Consider the following 25,609-nt stretch of genomic DNA (forward strand, 5'->3'; position numbering starts at 1 on the left):
TTACCGGCTGACTTCGTCAAGCAAATACGCAATATGGGAAAACTTAACACCGCTGTAGCGACTTAAGCCAATTTCGCAACTGCGGTTGTTGCTGACCCCGCGGCGACACTGGCTAAGATCCAGGCTGGCTAGCGGTGCTAACGCTGACTCATTAAGTTCAGGTATCCAAAAGCCTTTGTCGCCGGCAAAACCACAGCAGCTTATTTCGTCTGTTTCTATTACCGTTGTTGCACACAAGTGAGTGAGCTGCTGCATGAAGCTGCTCTGGTGACTACGCTTGGTTGAGCAGGTGGTATGTAACAGAACCGGTTCGTTCAGTGGCGTTATCGTGAGTTTTGGCACCACATTTTCAAGTAAGTACGCTCCCAGTTCCTTGTATGGCAGGGCGTTTTGTGCAAACTGCAGTGCGCAGGAACTGGCGTCGGTAATGATGGCAGTTTTACTGTCAGGGTTGAGCTGACTAATTGTGCGTGCTGTTTGCGCGCTGACCTTATTGGCCAACTCCACATACCCCTTTGACAGCCAGGGTTGACCACAGCATAAGGCGTCACTTTGTGCAGGAATGATAACTTCGATTTTTGCTTTATTGAGTAATGAAATAACCGTTTGCTGCAGGGGCGGTTGGTTTTCGTTGCTGCCAAAAGTTCGATTGGGGCAACTGGGCAAATAAATGATTTTGTCGGCGAAAGAGGCTGATTGGAAGCGGTTATTGTCGGCTCCAGCGGGAGTAGAATCTAACCATGCTGGAATGCGTCTGTCGGTGGCTTTATTTAGTTTTCGCGTCGTGCTCTCTAAGCGTTCAGCAGAAACCAGCTTGCTGACATTTCGCGTGAGAGATAACGTTTTGCGGGTCAGGTTTGTCACAGCGGAAAGATGAGTTGCTGAGAACGCAGCCAGCCAGTTCTTTTTCGCAACCTTGCTGCGTAAGTCTCGTACCCAATCCCCGGTATTAATGTTAACCGGACAAGTTGTGGCGCACATCCCCGTGGCCGCGCACGACTCAATGCCCAGATAGTTAAATGCCTTGTTAACCTCCTGCTGTGCGGAAGAAGGCAGACTTTTCGCGCGGCGTTGCAGCGCAATGCGATGACGAGGGGTCAGCGTTAACGCTTTAGAAGGGCAACTGGGTTCACAGAATCCACACTCAATACAGGCATCCACTTTGTCATCCACCGGTGGTAATGCCTTTAAATGCAGTAAATGCGCGTCAGGGTTATCGTTCAGGATGACCCCAGGGTTTAAAATGCCAGCCGGGTCAAGCAACGACTTGATTTTACGCATCACATTGACACTTGCGGGCCCCCACTGCTGGGATAAAAAAGGAGCCATATTGCGTCCGGTGCCATGCTCTGCTTTTAGTGTCCCGTCGAACCTCACCGTAATGAGTTCGACCACTGCATCCATCATCGCCTGGTAGCGCTTGATTTCGCTTTCTGTGTCAAAGCGTTGCGTAAACACGAAATGGACATTGCCATCCAGCGCATGGCCAAAAATAATTGCTTCAGGGTAATCGTGTTGCTCGAATAACTGGGTGAGTTCGGAAAGCCCCTCAGCCAATTGTTCCAGCGGCAGCGCAATATCCTCGATAATCACGGTGGTGCCGGCTTCGCGCACCGCCCCCACCGCGGGGAACAAGCCCTTGCGTATCGACCACAAGGTGTCGATAGTGAGTGGATCTGAAGTCAATTCGCATAATGGCTGTATTCCACTGGACGCGCTTAGAAGTGTGTTAAGGGATTGCCTGAGCGTGTCCAGGGAAGCAGGGTCTTCCGTGCCTATTTCAATCAACAAGGCAACCTGGCCATCTTCGACAGGGGCACCGATAAACGGCGAAAGCAGATGCTGAACGGCACGCAATGCACGCGTGTCCATTAACTCAACCGCACTGACATCCAGTGTTTTAAGCTGGGAAGGCAACCTACACGCTTGTGCCAGCGAAGAAAATAAATACAATCCAACCATCCGCTGTGTGGGTATGGCAATCGTGTTATAAGTGATGTTGGCGATAAAGCCGAGGGTGCCTTCTGAGCCAATCATCAGGTGGGTCAGCATGTCGAGTGGATCGTCAAAATCTAATAACGCATTGATACCATACCCCATAGTATTTTTAAGCCTGAACTGATGTCGAATATGCTCGCTAAGTGTCGGGTCGGCTTTAATTTGCGTGCCGAGCAACTTCAGTTCATTGAGCAGATTTGCATGGGCATCACGGAAGGTCGCGCTACTTTCTTTATCATTGGTGATTACTTCACTGCCATCCGCCAGAATAAGGTGCATGGCTGAGAGGGTATGATAGCTGTTGTGCCTGATGCCACAACACATGCCTGAAGCATTATTGGCGGCAATGCCACCGATTTTACAGGCATTTATAGATGCCGGGTCGGGGCCGATTTTACGGCCATAAGGCGCAAGCAGTCGATTTGCACGGGCACCTATGATCCCCGGCTGTAACGAAATTTTCCGCCCGTCATCGACAATCTCGTGCTGTTGCCAGTCTGAGGTAAGCATGATCAGCACCGAGTCTGACACTGCCTGGCCGGATAAACTGGTACCTGCGGCGCGAAATGTTATTGCTACTGAATGCATATGCGCCAGCGCAATCACTCGTTGCATTTGCTCTGGGGTGGCCACCTGTAAGATTAACGCAGGGGTTAGCTGGTAAAAACTGGCGTCGGTGCTGAAGGCCAGGCGACGGGTGAGATCACGAACAATATTTTGCGGCGGTAATATAGCACTGATAGCCTGATTAAATGCGTGTTGTTCTGCTTTGGTGAGCTGATGTAACGCTTTCGCATTAACTAGCGAATGCACGGCAAGGTTATCATCTGTAGCTATCATAACTTCGCTTACTGCACCGGATACAGCAGATAAGGTTGCCGCTGTTGTCTGAACTTATCCAGCCCCGCTTGCCAGCTGGTGCGTATGGTCATTTCATCCTTTCCTTGCTCGATGGCCTCGCGTAATGCTTTGGTGCCAGCCAGTTTGTCCATGAATCCGGGACGGTCAAAAAAGACTTCACCGGCTTCAGTAAAACGGTGGTAGGTCTCAATTAAAAAATTGAGCTGTAAACCTTGTACCGGGCTTTCTCTTAAATCCTGTGCGTACAGCTTTTCACCTTCCAGCTTAGGGCTGATCGCCGCGGGTTGGCTGATAGGGGTAACTTCAAATTTGCCCAGCTTAACAGTGGGGTGACCAATTAACTGAAAAGGGTAGGGTGTGCCGCGTCCTACACTTACCGCGGTCGCTTCAAAGAAACATAATGATGGATACAGGCGCACCGCAATATCATTGGGCAGGTTGGGGCTGGGTGGCACGGGAAGCGAATAAGTCATTGTTTTGTTATAACTCGCGACAGGTATCACATGCAGAATAAGTTTGTCCGCCTGATTAATCCACTGCTCTCCTTTGATCATCAACGCCAGCTCACCTACGGTCATGCCATGCAACACGGGGATTGGGTGCATACCAACAAAGGATTGTTCTGATGCTTCACGCAGCGGTCCATCGACAAAGCGGCCGTTGGGATTGGGACGATCTAATACCACCAGAGGGATCCCCTGTTCTGCTGCCGCTTCCATCACATAATGCATGGTGCTGATATAGGTATAAAAGCGTGCGCCCACGTCCTGAATATCAAAAATCAACAGATCGACATTTTTCAACATTGAGGGCGTGGGCTTATTGGTTTCACCATATAGCGACAACAACGGCAGGTCGCTCATGGAATTCACTTCGTCTTTAATTTTCTCCCCTGCAGAAGCCTGGCCCGTGAATCCATGTTCCGGACTGAAGATCTTGGTTACCTTGACCTGATTGGCAAGTAAAGCCTCGACCAAATGCTGATCACCCACCAACGAGGTATGGTTGACCACAACGCCTACCTGCTTTCCTTTCAACAACGGCAGGTACTGATCAGTGCGTTCTGCGGCAACGGTGATCGCCTGTGCCCAACTGCTGGTGGCGAATAAGAGTAATGCAACAATACTAGCTTTCATCTTTCAGCGCCTTACGTAAAAAACCATGATTCATGCTCAACAGTGCACTGGCTTTATCAACATCAATGTTCATCAATATCATCAAAATGGCCAGCTTGGCATTTTGGTTTGCCTTGCCCAATGCAAGTTCGGCAGCCGCCTCACTGCACTCGGTTGCCTGCATAACGATGCGTACCGCGCGGGCTTTTAGTTTTTGGTTACTGGCGACCACGTCCACCATGAGATTTTGATAGGTTTTTCCTTGTTTGATCATGGCTGTGGTAGAAAGCATATTCAAAATCAGTTTCTGTGCTGTCCCCGCCTTCATGCGGGTAGAACCGGTCAATACTTCTGCGCCTACCTGCACGCAGATAGGGGTGGTCGCCACGCTGTTCATAGGCGAGTGAGCATTACAGCTTACCGATACTGAATGCGCACCTATCAAATTGGCATACGTCAATGCACCTATCACATAGGGAGTGCGCCCGCTGGCAGATAAACCCACAACGACATCATGCTTAGACAAAGACAGGTTCTTTAAATCGAATTTACCTTGCTCTGAGTCGTCTTCTGCCCCTTCTACGGCATGCTGAATTGCCTGGCTGCCACCGGCAATGACGCCTACCACCAGCGTATCATCGACATTGAACGTGGGACGACATTCAGCCGCATCTAAAATGCCCAGACGGCCGCTGGTTCCCGCACCAACATAAATCAATCGGCCGCCGCGACGCATTCCTGCAACTATGGCATCCACCGCCTGTGCTATCAGGGGGAGCTGTTCTGCCACCGCCGGAGCGACGAGCGCATCCTGATGATTAATTTTTGCGAGAATATCAATCGTATCCAGTGTGTCCAGCGCTAATGTTTCGGCGTTTCGCTGTTCTGAGGCCATCGTTTCCAGTTGTGCCAGCAGGCTGTTTTCTGTGCAGTTGCTCATAATTTTAATGCCGACTCCTTTTGATAGGTTGTCAAAGGTTTTCCCATCCAGCATACGCCACTCGCGATCACTGTTCCAATGATTAGTTGCCAGGTAAAGGCAAGGTCAAACTGCCACGCCGGAGGATAAAATGTGACTATATACGGTTGCATCAGTAGTGGAGTCACGAAGCCTGCAACCAACGCCCAGATAACGGAACGGTGATTGCCTCTGTGGGTAAACAAACTGACGATGTATACCCCCAACAGACCACTGTACGAAAAAATCATTACAACCAGTGCGAATTGGAGCAGCGGTGTATCACTGTACTGTTGCCAGTAAAAACACAAAAACGCCATGCCTGCTAACGCCAGTGCTACCGCAGTCATGGCGACTCGGCCAGCAAACACTAATTGATGAGGAGATAGCTTTACGCCCGTTTTACGTTTCAGCGGTGCGTAAAAATCTTGCACAATCACACTGGCCATAGAATTTAAGCCAGAGTTGAGTGATGACAAGGCGGCCGCAATGATACCGATGGTTACCAGGCCTTTTACGCCTGCTGGCAAATCGGTCAATACGAAATACAGAAAAATGGTGACAGTCTGACCCAGATATAGGGGGGTGTTTGCTGCTGTGGTGGGTAATGCACTCCGATAGTAAACGTATAGCAATAGTCCGATGCAGATAAACAAAAACATGACAAAGGCAGTTACCAGAACGGAGATGAACAACGCTTTTTGACTGGACTTATTATCGCGGCAAGTGAGTAACCGTTGCGTCATATCCTGATCCAACCCAAAAGCCGCCACATTTAACAGCACCATGCCCAATAAAATGTTGGGCAAAGAAAACACCGCTTCCGGACCAAGTGAGAACGACGTGTTGATCAGTGTCAGTTTTGAGCCGCCCTCAAAGGGGTGCTGTAAGACGTGAATAATGTCGTTCAGTGGAAGAGAGATTTTTTCATGCAGTACAATAATCACCGCAAGGGCAGAAAGCGTGTAAATGGCTGCCTGTAATGCATCGGAAAAAATGACTGAGCGAATACCACCAATGATTGTGTACATGAGTCCGCACAAAACAATTACACCGATGGAGATCACTATGCTGGACGCGTGGATATTTGCAAACAGGATCATCGATACTGCAAGTGCAGCGATATACAAACGAGCGCCGCTGGCAAACACCCGCCCGAGCAGGTATATCAGGCCAGCGGCTTTGCGTGCTGACGAGCCAAAGCGTTGTTCCAACAGTTCATACACCGTATACACATTGTGTTGATAAAACTTCGGTAACAGAAAACGACTGACAATCAGCGCAGCAATCAGCGCCGACAGCGTGGTGGCGAGATAACTGAGATCGCTGCGAAAGCCCTGATCAGGCCCGCCCAAAAAGGTGGCAGCAGATTGCGATGTGGCTAAAACGGAAATTGCCACTAACATCACGGGCATGGCGTGATTACCCAGAAAATACCCTTGCGTAGAAGACTGACGACGATTTACCCACCATCCGCTGGCGACCAATAACAGCAGATAACAAAGCAGGACGACGCCGTCGAGTGCAGAAAATTGATCAAACATAGTGAGATGAATAACTTTGCGATAGCACGTTATACCATGTATTAAATAAATCGATAACTCCACTCTGGAATTACCTTGTGCCAATAACGTGATACACTTCGACTTATACCAAAAGTAACCGTTTTGATTCCGTTGAGTAGACAAACTCAGGCTGTTATTCACGCCGACGCTTTAATCCACAATTTTGAAGTCATTTCAGCTTTAACGCCTGCCAGCAAGATCATGGCGGTGATAAAGGCTGACGCCTATGGTCACGGTGCAGTGAACGTTGCAAAAATTCTTCAAGGGCGCTGCCAGTGTTATGCCGTGGCCATTTCTGAAGAGGCGCTAATCCTGCGAGAAGCGGGTATTCAGGAGCCTATCGTTATCTTTGAAGGCGCCCATCAAAAATACGAATGTGAAGAAGCCGCCCGCTTAAATTGTACGTTAGTGGCGCATAACCAGCAGCAGTTAGAGTGGTTGATGCAAACACCTGCTTCACAGCGTCCTCCGGTCTGGTTTAAGATTGATACCGGTATGCATCGGCTGGGCTTTGATGTAGCCGATGTTGATACGATTATGACGACTTACGCTGAATTGGTTACAGCGCACAGCGTTTTGGTCACCCATCTGGCAAGCGCGGATGATTTGTCAAACGCCTTCACGCAACAACAACTGAACACATTCACCGCACTACAGCAACGATTTCCACTGCATAGCAGTATCGCCAATTCGCCAGCTACACTGGGCTGGCCCGGCGCACGCGGCACCTGGAACAGGATAGGGATGGGATTATTTGGGGGCGGGCCACTGCCGCAGAACGAAGAATTACCTGAACTCCTGCCCGCCATGACATTACAAGCGTCTGTGATGTCGTTACGCACTATCGCCTGTGGCGAGTCGGTAGGCTACGGCCAGGCGTGGGTGGCATCAAGAAAAAGCGTGATCGCTACTGTCAGCATTGGTTACGCCGATGGTTATCCCAGGCATTGCCCTAATGGCACGCCCACCTTTGTGCGCGGCAAGCGTGCCCCATTAGTTGGTCGCGTTTCCATGGATATGCTCACTATCGATGTAACGGACATCGCTGATGTGGAGTTAGGTGATGTGGTAGAGCTGTGGGGGAGGCAAGTCTCCATTACTGAAGTGGCCGAACTGGCCGGAACAATCTCTTACGAACTGATGACACGTTTATCCACCCGAGTGCCTCGTTTGATTGCGAAATAAGCGGCGACTGTTTAAGCATTAAAAAGGAATGTCGGGTGCCGAGCAGGTGGTGTTACGGCCAGACTCTTTGGCTTTATAAAGCGCTATGTCAGCGCGCTCCAACCAGTGCCACTGATTTTCATCTTTTAAATACTGTGCCACGCCAAACGAAGCGGTAAGCGAGCAATGCCCCTGAAACGTTATACACTCAATTGAACTGCGTAGAGATTCGGCCAGCGTAATCGCTTCTTCCTGAGACGTGTTGTCCGCGATAACCACAAACTCTTCTCCACCGTACCGATATAATTTGTCAGTAACACGAATCCGGTCGACAATGGTATTAGTAAAGGTGGTGAGCACTTTATCGCCGAAACTGTGCCCGAAACGATCGTTAATCGACTTAAATTCATCCAGATCGATTAATATCAGGGACGCTGATTGCTCAGGGTAGCGTTTTTTCAAATCAATCAGCTCAATCAGCTTTTCTTCCAGAGCACGTCGATTTCCCACGCCGGTCAACGTATCCTGAGTCGCAAGAATGGTCAGTTCATCCTGTTGTTTTCGCATACGGTAGGAAAAAGTAAAGCAAAACAGCATGGTCGACCCTGTAGCAATGAAAAATTGTAAGGCCATTACTTTGTCCATACTTGGCCATACAAAGGTAATGATCACTGCCAAAAACCCGACCGCAATCAGTAGTGCTAAAAAGGGAGTAAGAACGAAAAACAGGGTCGTCAGAGCAGGAAATATCCATAAAATATTCTGATAACCTTTTAAGTAAACGGTAAATGACATAACAATAACAGCCAGCGATGCGATAACCCACCTTGCTATGGTCGTGCGCCCGGTTAGACAGACATATGTGAAGACCGTAGTAAGGCCGATAAACGCAAAGGTATTGAGGACAACCATCACCCAGTCTTTTTGCAGCAAACGAATAACCACAAATGGCAAAATACCTAAAGCAATTGCGCCACTTAACACCAAAATGATAAATTCGTCAGAACTTCTTTTTTTACTCATCAACTATCACTGTTAGCCATAGAATAACTAACACTCGTTTGTTCAAATTCACTGGGAATGTATCAATCACTGGGTTTACTGCTATAGATATCTTGCGTGAGAGAAGTTACTTTCCTTTATAACTCAGTAAAGTGCAAATTCTATCAATTGCAAATTATCGAGTACGATGGGGCGCTGTTTTAAATCTGGTAAGGGGGCGTTTTTTTGCCACAGTTTCACACCTATTATGTCGGTATTGACGGTGGCGGTACACGCTGCCGGGCAACCCTTTTCGATCAAGCTGGTAAGTGTCTCGGCGTTGCCGAGGCAGGTGGCGCCAATGTAGCGATGAATGCCAGGCAGGCACAACGGTCTATTCTAAACGCTATTGAGCAGGCTTTAACCCGGGCAGGTCTGCAAAATCAGGTAAAGCTTTCACAATTACGTGTCGCCGCAGGGTTGGCTGGGGCAAACGTGGCGTCTGCCCGTTTGTTACTCACTGAGTGGGCCCATCCTTTTGCTTCATTTTTGTTTACCTCAGATTTGTTCAGCACAATTATTGGAGCACATGCGGGAAAGGAAGGCGCGTTGTTAATCGTAGGCACAGGATCCTGTGCAGCCTCTTGGCAGAACGGCGAACTTAAACAATATGGCGGCCATGGTTTTGCGCTTGGGGATAAGGGCAGTGGCGCGTGGCTGGGGAAGCAAGCAATCGCCCATACGCTTGAAGTGCTTGATGGCGTCACCCCGCAATCCGATTTGGCGCAGTTATTTTGTGAACACTTACAGCTACATTCGGCTGATTTACTGGTTGAACGTTTTCATAAGGCATCTTCCGCGCAGTTTGGGGAACTTGCACCTTGGGTATTTGATGCTGCCAGCGCCAACGATAGTGTAGCAATAGCGATTATTAAAGACGGAGCAGCCTACTTGTCTACCATCGCTCGTCTGGCATTGACAGCAAATTCGGGCAAGTTGTCAATAACAGGTGGTGTTGCGGCTGCCATAACACCCTATCTGCAAGAAAATGTGCGTAATGCACTGGTACCAGTTGCACACGGGCCGGAATGGGGGGCAGTACATTTATTTTACCGCGATCACTGTCGCTTGCCGTAACGGTTGGCGAACCCGCTAACTGCTATGCGGTTGAGAGTGGGGCAGGGGCAAGGTGTCTACCGCTTTTTCGACAACGTGGACATGTCCGGCATGAAAACGCTCGGGGTGATAACGCTCAGGTCTGTGATTTAATGAAATGACCAAATTGAGACAAATTGCGGCTAAAACAGAGATGACAACCAGCGGCCAACTAATCACAAACAAGGCACAGGAAAGAATGACGCTGTCCACGCAAAACTGTAATACCCCTGCCTTAAGGCCCCAGCGCTGTTGTAAATAGTACCCTAAGATTCCAATACCGCCGAGACTGGAGGAGTGTCTGAACATAATGAGCATACCCACACCAATTAACACGCCACCAAAAATTGCGGCGAACAATGGATTGACGTGCGCGATATTCACCACGCCGGGAAGACTTTCACTTAATATTGAAATCGTTGTCACGGTGATGAGTGTATTTATGGTGAACCGCTTACTGATTTTCGTCCATGAGAGTAAATAAAACGGCAAATTGATTAGAAAAAATAACCAGCCAAACTCTAAATCAATTGCAAAAGTACCTAATAAGGCAAGCCCTGCCGCACCACCGACCATCAGCTGCTGAGCTTGAAAAAGCACTAAACCGAATGAGACAAAGAGACCCGCGCAAAGCAAGGCAAAAAAGTCTTCGAGCAGGCTGTGTTTCATTTGAGTTAAATTCTCTGGTGTCGATGATTGAGTGCGGCATTATACGCTCGTAAGCCAAAGTAGATGTATTATAGGTTGATCATTTCGGGTCTGGAAATTAGCCGGGAGTAGCGTGCGCTTTACACTTTATTGCAGGGGCGTGAAGAAGCTGTTATGCAGTTGTGAATTCGGTCAGTGTTTGCTGGTAGTGTTGATGCATCCGGGCATCAAAACTGACCAATAAAACGGTCTGTAATGACATCGGTGACTGGTTCAGTTTGTCATGAATTGTTCTAATGCAAATTTTTGTCGCCTGCTCAGCAGGGTAGCCGTAAACCCCACAGCTGATAGCGGGAAACGCAAGGGTATCTAACTGGTATTGATTTGCCAGCTCCAAACTCTTTACGTAACAGGATTTGAGCAATTCTGGTTCTCCCTTATCGCCGCCATGCCAAACAGGTCCAACTGTATGAATGACATAGCGACAAGGCAGGTTGAATCCCGGAGTTATTTTAGCCTGACCGGTTTCACACCCCTTAAGGCTGCGACAGTAATCAAGCAGCTCAGTCCCCGCCGCCCGATGGATAGCGCCGTCAACACCACCGCCTCCCAGCAAACTGTTGTTAGCGGCATTCACGATAGCGTCGACTTTCAGTGTGGTTATATCACCCAGTACAAGTTCAATTTTTGCCATTTCCTAACCCCTTTGATGCGCCATTATTTGTCCATGAACTCCCCAGTCAGCTTGAGTAAAGTATAGGTTCGGATGTTTCGATAGGTTAGTCAATTGTGCCTCAAATTCAACTCAATAAAGCTTTTTCATTCACTGTAGTGCCGAATAACGGAAACTTTCCCCTCATCCAGCTCCAGTACGTCAACGGTTCGGTAAGTCAGCGCTGTGGCTTGCTGGGAGTCGGGATGAATGCCCGTTACTGTGGTGTGATACTGAATGACAATAACATTATGCCCTACCATCACCTTCTCCAGGTTAGCTGTGTATGACGAGGTGGAGCCTAAATAATATAACAAGCCTTTTTGCAATTCTGCTTTTCCGTCTGCAGTGCGCAGACCGCTGGTAACGTATGGCAGATGCTGGTAACCCACATCATCGGTGAGCAAGTTCAGGTAGGCATCAATGTCGGACTCATCGGCATCAGGAGCTTGGGTAGCCTGCCATGCGGTGAAATATTGCTGCGCAAATGCCATTCCAGCTTCTTCGTTGATTTCAGCCAGTGTCATTTGGGAACAGCATAATCCCATAAGTAATAGAAACACGCGCATGGCAGTTTTTCCTAATAATATGTAAGTGCTTCGGCTTTGCCCGCAAATATGCGATACACCAACAAGGTGTAAGCCAGGATACAGGGTACCACTATCACAATGCCAACTAATAAAAAGCGTAACGAACCCTCAGCACTAATCGCATCCAGAATCGTCATTTCACCTGGAACGACATAAGGGTAGTAGCTTACAGCAAATGCAGCAAAACATAAGGTGAACACTAACAGAGCAATGGCGAAAGGAAGCCAGTCGGCTTTGCCTTTGTAGTCAGGCAGCTTTTTAAGTGACACCGCGCACAAACTTAGCAGTATGAAACAGGATATCGGAATTGCCGCTAAATAATATCCGGTAGGTGCGGTCAGCCACATCTCTCTTACATCATCGTGCAGGGTAAGGTTGGCCAGACTAACTGCGCTGATACCAATTGCCAGGGCTAACAGCCCCCGTCGCGCCCAATGAAAAGCCTTTTCCTGCAGCTCCCCTTCACCCTTTAAGATTAACCAGCACGAACCAATAAAAGCATAGGCAGCTGATACCCCTACGGCTGAAAGCAGCGCAAACCCCTGGGCCCATAAATCGGTGCGCAAACCGGTGACATAAATGCCCAGCATATAACCCTGAGTGAGTGTGACTACCAACGAGCCATATTTAAACGATAAATCCCACTTGCGCTTTTTTACCTGAGCTACTTTGGCTCTGAAGTCGAAGGAAACCCCGCGCATGATCAGGCCCAGCAACATAAATGTGGCCGGCAAATACAGGGTTTGTAAAAACCGGTTGTGGGCATCGGGAAAGGCAAACAGCAAAATCCCCACTGCTAATACTAACCAGGTCTCGTTCGCATCCCAATAGGGGCCAATGGATGAGATCATAGTATCGCGAAACGCTTCGTGCCGGGGGGGCATTAAAATCCCTACGCCTAAGTCGTAGCCATCGAGAATGGCATAAAGAAGAACCGCTAGGCCAAAAACCCCGACGTAAATATCACCTAGTGTTTCTAATGACAAACTTTCAAACAACATAAAACCTCCTAGGTGTTGGCCGGTGACATGCGGCTGGCTTTCGCCATTTCACGTTCTTCTGATGTAATTTCTTCAATTTCTACCGCTCTGCGCGACATCAGGCCAAGCGTCGCAATATAAGAAACCAGCAAAAGCAGATATGTCAGAGCGTAAAGGGTGAAGGATAGACCCACGTTGGAAGCCGGAACGGTTGTTACTGCATCCTCGGTGAGCAGCAGACCATTCACCAGATAAGGTTGACGCCCTACTTCTGTCACATACCAGCCGGCCAGCGTAGCGATCCAGCCACTGAATGTCATACCGGCTAACACCCTATTACCCCAGCGCGGCAGTTTTGTACGTTTAAGTAATACGGCTGAACTGAGCCACGACACCAGTAACATCAGAATGCCGATGCCCACCATCACCCGGAAACTGTAAAATACCGGAGCAACGGGGGGATGCTTGTCAGCAAAATCATTCAATCCTTTTACTTCACCTTCTGTGTCATGGGTTAAAATAAAGCTGGCCAGCTTAGGGATTTCGATTGAAAAACGATTTTCTCTGCGTTCTTCATCAGGGTAAGCGAACAACACCAACGGAGCTCCGGTCTGTGTTTCCCACACTGCTTCCATGGCTGCCACTTTTTGCGGCTGATGCTTGATGGTATTTAAACCATGCAAATCACCGGCAAGTATTTGCAAAGGAATTAACACCGCTGCGGTATACATTCCCGTTCTCAAGGCAATCTTGGGTGCCAGTTTGTTATCTCCCTGTAGCTGGCGGTAGGCCGCTAACCCGGCAATCAGAAAGCTTGCTGTTAATCCTGATGCTAACAACATGTGCGTGAAGCGATAGGGAAATGACGGGGTAAATATAATGTCCCACCAATCTTTGGCGTATACCACTCCATCAATGATCTCATGCCCCTGTGGAGTATGCATCCAGCTGTTTAAGGCAATAATCCAGAACGCCGAGACGGTGGTTCCGAAGGCCACCAGTAGCGTGGAAAGGGTGTGCAGCCAGCCGGGTACTTTACGTATACCAAATAGCATTATGCCTAAAAATGTAGCTTCAAGAAAAAATGCGGTCAGCACCTCGTAGCCCAGTAACGGGCCCGCTACATTGCCGACCTTTTCCATAAATCCGGGCCAGTTGGTGCCAAACTGAAACGACATGGTAACGCCGCTGACCACACCCAGCGCGAACGTTAATGCAAAAACACGTACCCAAAAACGGTAAAGGCGCATCCATACGGGGTGGCGACTGAGGGTAAAACGCATTTTGAAATAGAAAAGAAACCAACCCAGTGCAATGGTGATGGTGGGAAAAAGAATATGAAAACTGATGTTTAAAGCAAATTGCAGACGAGACAGCAACAATGCGTCCACGATATCCTCCTGTTGAGATTACTGGTGACCTGGTTTTAGCTTGTCTTTGAATTCCAATACTTTACCTACGCTTGCGCCCAGCTTCATTAACGTGGCAAGTTTGTCTGGACCGAGACGTTGCAACTCTTCTGACCAACGCGTGACGGACTCGAGCAAATCGTGTATCTCGTTCAACTTTTTCTGCGCTTCCGTATCGGTCTTATTTGAAGGCGTGTCGAGTAAGAGATCACGGAGCAAACTTAAAGTTGGATCAATTTCACGTTTTTTTCTTTCTTCCAACACACGGTTTGCCAGCGTCCATATGTCACCGGCGGCGACAAAAAACTCTTTACGTTCACCCGGTACAATATGCTGCTTCACCAGTTGCCAGGATTGCAGTTCCTTTAACCCCATACTGGTATTTCCTCTCGAAATACTTAACGAATCAGCAATTTCTTGCGCGGAGATGGGTTTATCATTGAGAACGATAAGCGCAAGAATTTGGCCTACAGTGCGGTTAAAGCCCCAGCGGCTTCCCATTTCACCGAAATGTAAAACGGCAGACATGACGATTGATGACATAATTAAATACTGAAGTTTCAGAAGTTACTGAAAGTTTAGATCGCAAGCGCAGGCTTGTCAATGATTGGCCATTAAGGGCGGTTAGCAGGGTCAGCGTTACTATTAGCTTAAATCGGGTTCATTGAATAGCTAATAGTTGAACGCCAAAATTGTACCTTATAATTAGAAAACAACGCTTAAGGTGTTGCTGGTGTCTGCTCAATCATCTGCACAATGGTGGCGTTTCCTTTCGCTTTGGCAAACTCAATTAGGTGCCCTTTTTGCACCTCATCAAGAATCTCGTTGGTTAGCAATAATTTTACTTTTTGGGTATTGTGCCTCGAAATAGCGTCCTGCAATTCCGCTATTTCTTTTGGAATGTTGTCCTGGTATTCAGTTTGGTTGTTCTCGGTAGTCATGCTTCACTCCTGCGAATGGCTCTACCTTTATACTAGGACAATTAACGATAGGTTCGAAATATCACCATCGACGCATCATGCGTTCATAAATGGCTTCATCCAGCAGACTTTTTCGTGGGTCCATTGCATTTGAGGTTACACGCGACATCACCTCGTCCCATGAGGTGATTGGGGCACCATCAATGATGAAACTTGGGGTAGTTGCCGGAGGGGTGTTATCCAGCGAATAAGCGTCTTGTGGCTGCGGAACGACACTGCTGTTGCTCAGCATTGCAGTGGAACCAATATATTCCGCATCACCGTCGTTATCAATATCTTTGAGTAACCAGGTAAGCTGCAAAAGCCTGTTATAGGTGCCGTCACTTTGCATTTGTTGTATAGCGGAGTTGAATTTTCTCAGGATACTGTCTGCATTGGCAACGTTGGCTCTGATTGCTAGCCTGAATTGCGCAGTTACCAAGGGGTTTGGGGACGTGAAAAGCGGGGCTTCACCACTCTCGGTAAGTAAAAGATTAAATTCATTGACTAACAGACTGGATGTAATCAATGCGCGAGAGCGACCATCTGCCAACTGCCTGAAGGCATCGTAGGTGTCGGGATTGCGAGACCACTTGATCATTTTCTCCAAGCGCAATTGGTCGGTATTTACGAAGCGGTTTTCTATCGCTATACGGCTATCCTGAAGATGCGCCAGGGTTCGAACATCCTTCACGAAAGGACGTTTACTCGCGGCGACCAGATAAAGCGGTAAATAGGGGGATGAGTAGACAAAGCTGTCTTTGGTGTTATCAAGGGTAATAAAAGCAAAATCGCCATCCAATGACTCGTTGCTCAAGCCGCTGCCTAAAAAGGCAGGGCGCATGACTGATAAACTTGCTTCAATCTCACTACGCCTGAGGGCTTCTGCGACTAGATGGTTGAGTCGGTTAGCGCCATTCTGTTGATCGACATATGTGGAAAAGGGGACCGACGCGAGCTTCAATTCCGCGTGTGCGGTTAAACTTGCGCATACGCACAAAAAACAACCGAATAGTACGCTAACCCTTCGCATTCCGCTTGATGTTGTCTGTCGATTGTTCATTCATTCTACCTAAATAAATGCAAAAGCATCGCCGAAAAGATCACGCTCGTTTAATTGATGTTGTTTAAAATCATCCCGGGCAGCTTTTGCCATTTCAAATCGCCCGGCAATATATACGTGACACTGACTCATATCTGCAAAGTCTTTCATCACCGCGTGATGCACATATCCGGTATGGCCAGTCCAATTGTTGTCACCATCTTCGATAACAGGAACATAGGTAAAATGAGGATGCAGAGTAGCGAGCTGTTTCATTTTATTCGACATGTACAAGTCGCTTTGCGTTTTTCCACCCCAGTACAAATGGATCTGGTTGTCGTGCTGTTCATGTAGAAACTGTTGCAGGATAGAATGGGTATAGGAAAAGCCCGTTCCGCCCGCAATCAATATAATGTCTTTATGGGTGTTTCGCAAAAATGCATCACCGTGACCACCACTGATCTTGATGATGCCTTCATGGCGCATTTTTTCCAACACTTCAAATGCGTAGGTATTGGCTTTGTCTGCACCAATATGCAGTTCAATCTGCTCATGATCGTATGCGGGGCTGGCAATAGAGAATGGGCGTTTGTCGTCTTTGCCCATATGCACCAGAATATACTGGCCAGCTTTAAACTCGACATGCGCTTTAGGTCGTAACACCACTTTGAAGACGGATTCGGTAAGTGGCGTGATAGCGCTGACCTGACATTCAATTTCTGACATTAAATTCCAACTTTAACTAGCATTGTTCTGATGTTCCCCACATTGCTGGCGATTTATCTATTAATTCGCCGAGGGCTTTATGTCCTGCATGATACCAAGTTCATCCCAGATGTCATCCACCCTGGCTTTGACTTCTGCATCCATGACGATAGGCACGCCCCATTCACGGTCAGTCTCGCCGGGAAACTTGTTGGTGGCATCCATCCCCATTTTAGAACCTAATCCTGAAACAGGCGATGCAAAGTCAAGATAATCGATGGGTGTATTTTCTATCAGCAAGGTATCTCTGGCAGGGTCCATCCGCGTGGTAATTGCCCAGATAACGTCATTCCAGTCTCTGGCATTGACATCATCATCACATACAATAACAAATTTAGTGTACATAAATTGACGCAAAAACGACCATACCCCCATCATTACGCGTTTGGCATGACCCGGATACTGCTTTTTCATGGTGACAACGGCCAGGCGATAGGAGCAGCCCTCCGGGGGCAAGTAAAAATCGATAATCTCGGGAAACTGTTTACGCAAAATAGGAACAAAAACCTCATTCAGCGCTACACCTAATATTGCTGGTTCGTCGGGTGGACGACCTGTGTAGGTTGAATGATAAATCGGTGACTTGCGATGGGTGATATGGGTTACCGTAAAGACAGGAAAACTGTCGACCTCGTTATAGTAACCGGTATGGTCACCGTAAGGGCCTTCCGGCGCCGTTTCATCCTGAGCAATATATCCTTCAAGCACAATTTCGGCGCTCGCTGGTACTTGTAAGTCGTTACTCACTGACTTAACTACTTCAGTCTTTTCGCCACGTAGTAAGCCTGCAAACGCATATTCGGACAAGGTATCCGGAACCGGTGTTACGGCGCCTAAAATGGTTGCCGGGTCAGCTCCCAGCGCGACCGAAACAGGATAAGGTTCACCCGGGTGTGCTTCGCACCACTCACGAAAATCAAGCGCGCCGCCACGATGGGATAGCCAGCGCATGATAAGTTTATTTTTGCCAATCACCTGCTGGCGGTAAATACCCAGGTTCTGCCGTTTTTTATTAGGCCCACGGGTTACCGTTAAGCCCCAGGTTATAAGAGGCGCGACATCCCCTGGCCAGCAACGCTGGACAGGCAGCATTGACAAATCTACCTCATCACCTGATTTCACCACTTCCTGACAGGGTGCCTTTTTCAGTTCTTTCGCAGGCATATTAAGCACCTGCTTGAACACAGGGAGCTTATCCCAAAGATCTTTCATGCCTTTAGGTGGCTCGGGTTCTTTTAAATAGGCCAGCAATTCTCCGACCTCGCGCAATGCAGAGACCGAGTTTTTCCCCATTCCCATGGCCACACGTTCAGGGGTGCCAAATAAGTTGGCCAGAACGGGAATATCGCTCCCCTTCGGGTTTTCAAAAAGTAACGCTGGACCACCCGCTCGTAAGGTGCGATCGGCGATCTCGGTCATTTCCAGATCAGTATCAATTTCCTGTGTTATGCGCTTCAATTCGCCTTGCTTTTCAAGCTGTTGAATGAAATCTCGAAGATCTTTGTACTTCATTTGAACACTGTTGTCCTTACGACTACTCTTTATCAGGAGTATATCATTGAAAAAGCGCTTTATCAGAGACTTAAACTATGAATCACCCAAGCGTACCTACATTACTTACCATCATTTGTTTTTTGCTTACGGCTTTCTGCGCTGGTGCCTGCACCGACAAAGCCTACGCTGACTTTGATTTTTGGCTTGGTGAGTGGAAGGTAACAACGCCTGACGGCACGACCGCAGGCTATAATTCAATTAAGAAGGCGTTCAACAATTGTGTGGTAACGGAGCACTACCAAACAAAAGATGGCCTATATGGAACCAGTCTGAATATTTATGATCAAACCACTGGCAAGTGGCATCAGAGCTGGGTTGATAAAACCGGATTGCGCTTGCAGTTAACTGGGGGGGTGCACGATGGTGCGATGATTTTAACAGGAGAAGCAACAACTAAGAAGGGTGAGCGGGTGGAACACAAAATAAGCTGGACACCGCAGCAAAATGATAGTGTGATACAACATTGGGAGATGCGAAAAGTCGACACCGAGAATTGGCAAACCCTATTCAAAGGTATTTACACATTACACTAAGTTGCATTGGATGAATCACCAATTCACTTCAATGACGATGAGCTTTATATAAGGCAGTCTTAGCGGCGGCGATTTGCCAGATTACACCCACAAATTGCCGGTAAAAGAGGAATAAGCGATGAGCGTGTTTGATGCTGATATGACAGAAGAGTTAAATTTATTGTTAAAATTTCCTGATGATAGCCTGCACCAAGGCTTGAAAATTCATCACGATGCAAGCCAGTCGATGGTGAGTGCGGCATCGCGATTGTATGCCAAAGGGGTAATTACACAACCTGACGGTGGTTATTTAACCGATTTAGGCGTGGATATTGCAGAGCAACTTAGACGGATTCAGTCAGCGCTGTCGACCAAATTCAATTAACACTGCTGACTCGACATAATAAAATCTGGTTCGTTACTGCCAAGCGAACCAGACTCGTTTTAGATAAAGAGAATGGCATGGCATTGAAAACGTTGTTTGTAAGTATGATTACCATGCTCACGCTGGCTTCGTCCGGTGTGGCAGTTGCGCAAGAAATTAAAGCGGTACAGTTATATTCGCAGGACGAGTTACTCAAGATGATAGCGGAAAATTCTCATCTCACTCGCGTAATCGAAGATCGCTGTCAGCTTGTACAGGACATTGAGGCCCGCGCAGAAGTGCTAAGGGTGCCAGCTTACCAATACCTATGGGGCGATATGCTGGCTTGGGGAGTGTGCGTGGATGCCGAACCCACCCGGGGGATCGAGTTTATCGCTGCGGCTGCCAAACAGGGGTTGCCTGAGGCGCTGGAACAACTGGGCCGTTATTATGCTAAAGGAACATTAGTTCAGGAAGATAAAGAGCGCGCAGTGGTTTATCTAAGGGAAGCATCAGCCTTGGGTAATCTTAAGGCGCAAATTCAACTGGCTGAATTATTTATCGACGGGTATGGCAGCCCCTATGATTATGAAGAAGCCTATCATTGGTTGTACAATGCGGTGACGGATGATAAAAAAGTGCATGCCCGTATTGCCAGTTATTTGCAGGCGATGGAAAAACTGATGCACCCCAAAGCTGTCCGCGCTGCCCGGCGACCTGCTGACAGCTAATCCCCGTACAAAAAATGTGCACCCATTTAGCAGGGGGCGCAGCGGGTTCTACACCTCACTAAAACTAGCGGTATAAGATTGTCACTTGACGGATTGCGCGTGAGTGGCGATCATTAGCGCATAATACTTTTCTTTAATAGCTAAATCATCATTGAACAAACAAAAGGTAAACAAATATTCATGAGCGACGATCCGCATTTTGAACGTGAACAGGCAAAATACGAAAACCCGGTCGCCAGCCGTGAATTTTTACTTGAAGTGCTTAATGAAAGCGAACGGCCGTTGTCTTTCCTGGAAATTTGTAATCAGGTAAACGCACAAGACGAAGACAGCCGCATCGGCATTCAGCGTCGACTGCGTGCAATGGAACGTGAAGGGCAGGTTGAATTCACCAAGCATAAAAAGTATGCGCCAGGCGACCAATCTGCGCTGATCCGCGGCAGAATCATCGGTCATCGGGATGGCTTTGCCTTCTTACGCCCGCAAGATAATTCTGGCGATTTGTTTATTAGCAAAGGCCAGATGCAGCTTTTTTTACATGATGATGAAGTTGAAGCGAAACAAAGTGGGACCGATCGTAGAGGGCGCAGAGAAGCGTATATAACGCAGGTGATCACACCTCGACAGGAACCGATTGTTGGGCGTTATTTTACTGAGCAGGGTATTGGCGTAGTCATTCCTGACGACAGCCGAATTAATCATGAAATCATCATTCCACCCGAGCACGTTAATGGGGCGCGCATGGGACAAGTCGTTGTGGTTGAACTGACACAACGCCCCCGTCGGCGGGTTAATCCGGTGGGTAAAATCATTGAGGTCCTCGGCGAACATCTAGCCCCTGGTATGGAAATCGAGATGGCCCTGCGTACCTTCGATATACCACACGTGTGGCCCAAAGCCGTGGAAAAGCAGGTAGAAAACTTAGGCGAGCAGGTACCTGAAAAAGCCAAAGAAGGCCGCATCGACCTACGCCAATTGCCTTTAATTACCATCGACGGCGAAGATGCCCGTGACTTTGACGACGCTGTGTTCTGCGAGCCGCTGGACAATGGAGGCTGGCAACTTTGGGTCGCGATAGCGGATGTCAGTTACTATGTACGCCAGGGTAATGCTCTGGATACTGAAGCATTAAATCGCGGAAATTCTGTGTATTTTCCTGATCAGGTCATTCCAATGTTGCCTGAGGTTTTATCAAACGGCTTATGTTCGTTAAACCCGCAGGTTGACCGCTTGTGTATGGTTTGCGAAATGACCATCAGCAGTCAGGGAACCTTACAGTCTTATCAATTTTACGAAGCCGTAATGAATTCGCATGCCCGGCTGACCTACAATAAAGTTTGGAATATTCTTGAAGGAGATAAAGACCTTCATCAACGATACGCGCCGCATGTACCGCATTTACGCAATTTACATAATTTATATCGTGCGTTGAAAAAGTCCCGAGCTCAACGTGGCGCGATAGAGTTTGAAACGCAGGAAAGTAAGTTTGTTTTCAATGCTGATCGAAAAATTGAAAACATTGTGTCACTTTCGCGAAATGATGCGCATAAAATCATCGAAGAATGCATGATCATGGCAAATGTCAGCGCCGCCAGGTTTTTAGAAAAACATAAGGCGCCTGCACTGTATCGGGTGCATGATAAACCCGATGCCGACCGACTTACCGCGTTTATCGCTTATTTAGGGGAAGTTGGGATCCCGCATCAGATAAGAGAGGATGCCAAGCCTGCCGACTTTACTGATGTGGTGCTTAAAACTCAACAACGCCCCGATCAGGAGTTGATCCAGACGATGTTGTTGCGTTCAATGAAACAGGCTGTTTATGACGGTGATAATATTGGTCATTTCGGTCTTGCCTTAGATGCATACGCGCATTTCACCTCGCCTATACGCCGTTACCCTGACCTGGTGGTACACCGCGCAATTAAAGGCATTCTGGCCAAGCAAAAGCAAAAGGTAGCTGGCGCTAAAGCGTACACCCAAGAGGAAGTCGAGCAACTGGGCGAACAATGCTCTATGACAGAGCGCAGAGCGGATGATGCCACTCGCGACGTTGCAGATTGGCTCAAGTGTGAATTTATGCAGGATCATGTCGGCGCTACATTCGAAGGCGTGGTTAGTTCGGTGACCAATTTTGGGTTATTTGTCAGGTTAACCGAATATCATATAGACGGTCTGGTTCATATCACTTCGTTAGACAGTGAGTACTATCATTATGACGACGTTAAGCAGTGCTTGTTAGGAGAACAATCAGGTACACAATTCCGATTGGGTGACGAGCTGATGGTTAAGGTTGCTTCGGTCAACCTGGATGAGCGAAAAATCGATCTGGTACTGGATACCAAAGTACTTAAAGGTAAAAAAGGGCGCCAGGTCCCCGTCAAATCGACAAAGAAAAAGCCCCGTCGCAGCTCTGCTAAAGCGCAAGATAGAAAATCACCGCACAAACAATCTAAATCGAAAGGAAAAAAACGTTAAATGGCGCAACAAGAATGGTTATACGGTATTCATGCATTATCTGCTGTTGTTGCCAAAGAGCCGGAAAGGCTGATTGAAGTACTGGTGCTCAAAGGGCGCGATGATGAACGATTAAACGAGCTGGTTAATCAAATCCGTCGTTTTGGCGTCAGTGTGCAATTCTGTCACCGCAAAGTGCTGGATGACAAAGTCAGTGGTGAGCAGCACCAGGGCATTGTTGCCCGCGCAAAACCCGCCAAGATGCTCACTGAAAGTGATCTTGATGAAATTTTGCAAAAATATAAACAACCCTTCTTATTGATTCTTGATGGGATCACGGATCCACATAATCTTGGTGCATGTTTAAGAAGTGCTGATGCCGCTGGCGTACATGCGGTGGTCGCACCCAAGGATAAATCTGCAGCACTCACACCAACGGTCAGGAAAGTAGCCTGTGGTGCAGCGGAAAGCATTCCTTTTATTCAGGTTACTAATCTTGCCAGAACGCTGCAGGAAATTCAGTCGAAAGGAATCTGGGTAATTGGAACAGCAGGTGAAACTGACAAATCATTATACGATTGTAAGCTTGATGGCCCCTTAGCCGTTGTCATGGGAGCCGAAGGTAAAGGTATGCGTCGTTTGACCAAAGAACGCTGTGATGAACTCGTCAAGTTGCCAATGGCTGGCAGCGTTTCCAGTCTCAATGTGTCTGTGGCTACAGGTATATGTTTATATGAAGCGGTAAGGCAGCGACAAACCCATTAACAACACTCCCTGCATACTTTTGTACACCCAGCTTTACAAAATCATTTCAAATTTGTAATAAATTGTTAAAAAATGTTACTGCATTTTTAGAATTTATACGTTAGGCTAATTTATCATATTTATTTAATATCTTTTTAGCATACATTTAAACGTATGCATTATGGGCTGTGAAAATTGATGGCATTTATCTTTCGCCATTAATTTATACCCTATGCCATCTAACAAACATGGGTGGACAGACTGATATCTGTCATCCCGCAGTATTCCTGGCAAATCTTGTTGTATCAGGAAATTAATCACTATAACGAATTCGCGTTATACGCTTGATAGCGTGTATGCACCGATCTTCCGTAAAAGGAAGCTGCTGTCAGAATGCAGCAGTTAATTGGTCTGACGTACGTGGTTTTTTGCTTTTGAGACAACCAAGGAGTGGTTGTGGTATTCCCTGAGCTGATAAGTTGCCAGGCCACTCACTCAAGCCCTCAGCATAAGCACCATTTCTAGAGTGCGGGCAAATTACAACAAGTAACAAGTTAGGAACATCAATGAAGGAAATAAACCTTTTATCTAAAAAAGCAGCGTTAGCTGCAACTCTTACCCTGTTAAGTGTGTCAGTCGGCGCAGCCGTCAATGCACCGGTGCAGGTTGAAAATCAACCGCAGGATATGCGTACTCTACTTAAAGATCGTTTCGAAATGTCTCGCCAGGCAATGGCAGAAGAGCGTTACATCATCGAGTTTAAAAAAGATGCCGCAGCTGTATCGATAATGGAAGCAGGTTCGATTCAAAGCAACGGTAAAGGCAAAGGAAAAGGAGTTTTCAATGCCAACGCCGCCAAATCATTTGTTGACAGCATGGGTGCAAAAACCAAAAAAGTGCTGAACGAACAACGTATGGTTGCAGCAACCATGAATAGAAGCGTATTAAACAAGCTTCGTAACAACCCCAATGTTGCTTCAATTTCACTGGATGCGAAAAGAAAGCCATTAGCTCAGACCGTACCTTATGGCTACAACATGGTGCAGGCAAATCAACTATCGCAAAGCAATACCAGTGCACGTAAAGTGTGTGTGATTGACACAGGTTACAACCTGGGCCATCCCGACTTGCCAGATCAAAATAACGGCGTAACTGGCGATGCAAATAGCAGCGCCGTGGGCAACTGGTATAATGATGGGCATGGTCACGGTACCCACGTTGCTGGAACTATCGCTGCATACGATAATACTCAGGGCGTGATTGGTGTTTACCCGGGTGTAGATCTGCATATTGTTAAAATTTTTGACGATAATGGTAACTGGACGTTCTCATCTGATTTAATTGCTGCGATTAACCAGTGTAAGAGCGCTGGCGCGAATGTGGTTAATATGAGCTTAGGCGGTGGTTCATCGTCTACCGCCGAACGTAATGCAATGAACGGGTTTGAGTCAGACGGTATCTTACTGGTTGCTGCTGCAGGTAACGACGGTAACAGCTCGATGTCATATCCAGCATCGTACGATGCGGTAGTGTCAGTAGCGGCAGTAGGTTCTAACGAGAGCCGCGCGAGTTACTCACAGTACAACTCGCAGGTAGAAATTGCCGCACCGGGTAGTTCTGTTTATTCCACCTATCCCACTAATACCTATGCCACGCTTAACGGTACATCGATGGCGACACCTCATGTAGCCGGCGCTTCAGCATTGGTATGGAGCTTCTTCCCACAGTGTACTAATACGCAGATTCGCGCTGCAATCAATGCAACTGCTAAAGATAAAGGCAGTGCGGGTCGCGATAACTTCTATGGCCACGGTATTGTTCAGGTCGCCGATGCGTATGACTACCTGAACACGAATGGCTGTAGCGGAAGCGGCGGCGGCGGTGGTGGCGGCGGTGGTGTGGACCCCGTGTCTGGCCAGCTGACCAACCTGTCGGGCTCGCGTGGAGCATGGGATCGGTATACTTGGGATATTCCGTCAGGTGTAAGTTCAATGACCGTAACCATCTCAGGTGGGTCTGGTGATGCCGATTTATATATGCGCCTGGGTGCACAGCCAACTACCTCTAGCTGGGATTGTCGTCCTTACTTAAATGGTAACAATGAAACCTGTACCTTCAATAATCCTTCATCTGGTACATGGCATATAGGTATCCGTGCTTACTCTACCTATAGTGGCGTAACCATGGATTACTCTTACCAATAAATAGAATGCTAATCTATTTGCAAAGCCCGGTTCGCCGGGCTTTTTTTGTCAGAGGTCAATGTGAAAAAGTAATTTGTGTTAACAGTTTCATTTAAGCTACCCTTAGCTAACTGACACTCATAAGGTTATTGTTTTTCGCTG

At 47.7% G+C, this 25,609-nt stretch carries 23 protein-coding genes; 8 read left to right on the forward strand and 15 right to left on the reverse strand.

The features are described 5' to 3' along the window. The 4 genes from HCJ96_RS08925 to HCJ96_RS08940 are packed head-to-tail and all read right to left on the reverse strand — an operon-like array spanning position 1 to position 6,476. Positions 1-2,838 carry an FAD-binding and (Fe-S)-binding domain-containing protein gene (locus HCJ96_RS08925; RefSeq protein WP_169210690.1) on the reverse strand — a complete coding sequence of 946 codons (2,838 nt, stop codon included), beginning with the start codon at positions 2,836-2,838 and terminating at the stop codon, positions 1-3. Between the two features lie 8 nt (positions 2,839-2,846). Further along, positions 2,847-3,995 carry an exo-beta-N-acetylmuramidase NamZ family protein gene (locus tag HCJ96_RS08930; RefSeq protein ID WP_169210691.1) on the reverse strand — a complete coding sequence of 383 codons (1,149 nt, stop codon included), beginning with the start codon at positions 3,993-3,995 and terminating at the stop codon, positions 2,847-2,849. Beyond that, on the reverse strand, positions 3,985-4,914 hold the full coding sequence (murQ, locus tag HCJ96_RS08935; protein WP_169210692.1) for an N-acetylmuramic acid 6-phosphate etherase: 930 nt from the start codon (positions 4,912-4,914) through the stop codon (positions 3,985-3,987). The genes HCJ96_RS08930 and murQ overlap by 11 nt, the downstream gene beginning before the upstream one ends. After that, complete coding sequence (locus HCJ96_RS08940; RefSeq protein ID WP_169210693.1) at positions 4,911-6,476, reverse strand: sodium:solute symporter; 1,566 nt, start codon at positions 6,474-6,476, stop codon at positions 4,911-4,913. Before HCJ96_RS08940 ends, murQ begins: the two co-directional genes overlap by 4 nt. Before the next feature lie 132 nt (positions 6,477-6,608). On the opposite strand from HCJ96_RS08940, the gene alr reads away from it, so the two are divergent. Further along, positions 6,609-7,682: an alanine racemase gene (gene alr, locus HCJ96_RS08945; protein ID WP_169210694.1), complete on the forward strand. Its 1,074-nt coding sequence runs from the start codon at positions 6,609-6,611 to the stop codon at positions 7,680-7,682. Positions 7,683-7,700: 18 nt separating this feature from the next. Here alr and HCJ96_RS08950 read toward each other — a convergent pair whose 3' ends face one another. After that, positions 7,701-8,684 carry a GGDEF domain-containing protein gene (locus HCJ96_RS08950; protein ID WP_169210695.1) on the reverse strand — a complete coding sequence of 328 codons (984 nt, stop codon included), beginning with the start codon at positions 8,682-8,684 and terminating at the stop codon, positions 7,701-7,703. Positions 8,685-8,888: 204 nt separating this feature from the next. On the opposite strand from HCJ96_RS08950, the gene HCJ96_RS08955 reads away from it, so the two are divergent. Continuing rightward, positions 8,889-9,779, forward strand: coding sequence for a glucosamine kinase nucleotide-binding domain-containing protein (locus HCJ96_RS08955; protein ID WP_169210696.1), 891 nt, complete (start codon positions 8,889-8,891; stop codon positions 9,777-9,779). A 15-nt stretch (positions 9,780-9,794) separates the two neighbouring features. On the opposite strand, the gene HCJ96_RS08960 is transcribed toward HCJ96_RS08955, so the two are convergent. From HCJ96_RS08960 to ubiD, 10 genes are all read right to left on the reverse strand, one after another. Continuing rightward, entirely contained in the window at positions 9,795-10,466 is a 672-nt protein-coding gene (locus HCJ96_RS08960; protein WP_169210697.1) for a YitT family protein, read from the reverse strand. 151 nt (positions 10,467-10,617) lie between these two features. Then, positions 10,618-11,139 carry an O-acetyl-ADP-ribose deacetylase gene (locus tag HCJ96_RS08965; RefSeq protein ID WP_169210698.1) on the reverse strand — a complete coding sequence of 174 codons (522 nt, stop codon included), beginning with the start codon at positions 11,137-11,139 and terminating at the stop codon, positions 10,618-10,620. Between the two features lie 125 nt (positions 11,140-11,264). Next, positions 11,265-11,684, reverse strand: a complete 420-nt coding sequence (locus tag HCJ96_RS08970) for a nuclear transport factor 2 family protein (RefSeq protein WP_169210699.1) — start codon at positions 11,682-11,684, stop codon at positions 11,265-11,267. A 53-nt stretch (positions 11,685-11,737) separates the two neighbouring features. Then, the gene (locus HCJ96_RS08975) at positions 11,738-12,745 is read right to left on the reverse strand and encodes a cytochrome d ubiquinol oxidase subunit II (protein WP_169210778.1); all 1,008 of its coding nucleotides are present in this window, start codon (positions 12,743-12,745) and stop codon (positions 11,738-11,740) included. An 11-nt stretch (positions 12,746-12,756) separates the two neighbouring features. Beyond that, positions 12,757-14,118 carry a cytochrome ubiquinol oxidase subunit I gene (locus tag HCJ96_RS08980; RefSeq protein ID WP_343034698.1) on the reverse strand — a complete coding sequence of 454 codons (1,362 nt, stop codon included), beginning with the start codon at positions 14,116-14,118 and terminating at the stop codon, positions 12,757-12,759. An 18-nt stretch (positions 14,119-14,136) separates the two neighbouring features. Then, positions 14,137-14,679, reverse strand: coding sequence for a GbsR/MarR family transcriptional regulator (locus HCJ96_RS08985; RefSeq protein WP_169210700.1), 543 nt, complete (start codon positions 14,677-14,679; stop codon positions 14,137-14,139). Positions 14,680-14,855: 176 nt separating this feature from the next. Continuing rightward, complete coding sequence (locus HCJ96_RS08990; protein ID WP_169210701.1) at positions 14,856-15,077, reverse strand: hypothetical protein; 222 nt, start codon at positions 15,075-15,077, stop codon at positions 14,856-14,858. Positions 15,078-15,138: 61 nt separating this feature from the next. After that, complete coding sequence (locus HCJ96_RS08995; protein WP_169210702.1) at positions 15,139-16,158, reverse strand: substrate-binding periplasmic protein; 1,020 nt, start codon at positions 16,156-16,158, stop codon at positions 15,139-15,141. A 9-nt stretch (positions 16,159-16,167) separates the two neighbouring features. Beyond that, positions 16,168-16,863 carry an NAD(P)H-flavin reductase gene (gene fre / locus HCJ96_RS09000; protein ID WP_169210703.1) on the reverse strand — a complete coding sequence of 232 codons (696 nt, stop codon included), beginning with the start codon at positions 16,861-16,863 and terminating at the stop codon, positions 16,168-16,170. A 60-nt stretch (positions 16,864-16,923) separates the two neighbouring features. After that, positions 16,924-18,414, reverse strand: a complete 1,491-nt coding sequence (gene ubiD, locus HCJ96_RS09005; protein WP_169210704.1) for a 4-hydroxy-3-polyprenylbenzoate decarboxylase — start codon at positions 18,412-18,414, stop codon at positions 16,924-16,926. A gap of 77 nt (positions 18,415-18,491) precedes the next feature. Here ubiD and HCJ96_RS09010 point away from each other — a divergent pair, with 77 nt between their 5' ends. From HCJ96_RS09010 to HCJ96_RS09035, 6 genes are all read left to right on the forward strand, one after another. Further along, a complete protein-coding gene (locus HCJ96_RS09010; RefSeq protein WP_169210705.1) occupies positions 18,492-18,989 on the forward strand; it encodes a hypothetical protein in 498 nt (165 codons plus the stop codon). Positions 18,990-19,107: 118 nt separating this feature from the next. After that, a complete protein-coding gene (locus HCJ96_RS09015) occupies positions 19,108-19,353 on the forward strand; it encodes a TIGR02647 family protein (protein WP_169210706.1) in 246 nt (81 codons plus the stop codon). 104 nt (positions 19,354-19,457) lie between these two features. After that, positions 19,458-20,063 (forward strand): tetratricopeptide repeat protein, encoded by a 606-nt coding sequence (locus HCJ96_RS09020; protein WP_246261275.1) that lies wholly within the window; start codon positions 19,458-19,460, stop codon positions 20,061-20,063. Positions 20,064-20,243: 180 nt separating this feature from the next. Then, complete coding sequence (gene rnr / locus HCJ96_RS09025; protein WP_169210708.1) at positions 20,244-22,541, forward strand: ribonuclease R; 2,298 nt, start codon at positions 20,244-20,246, stop codon at positions 22,539-22,541. Then, positions 22,542-23,285, forward strand: a complete 744-nt coding sequence (rlmB, locus tag HCJ96_RS09030) for a 23S rRNA (guanosine(2251)-2'-O)-methyltransferase RlmB (protein WP_169210709.1) — start codon at positions 22,542-22,544, stop codon at positions 23,283-23,285. 545 nt (positions 23,286-23,830) lie between these two features. Beyond that, positions 23,831-25,468, forward strand: coding sequence for a S8 family serine peptidase (locus HCJ96_RS09035; protein WP_169210710.1), 1,638 nt, complete (start codon positions 23,831-23,833; stop codon positions 25,466-25,468). Positions 25,469-25,609 lie beyond the last annotated feature (141 nt).

The organism is Alteromonas ponticola (genome assembly GCF_012911815.1).
GTDB lineage: Bacteria > Pseudomonadota > Gammaproteobacteria > Enterobacterales > Alteromonadaceae > Alteromonas > Alteromonas ponticola.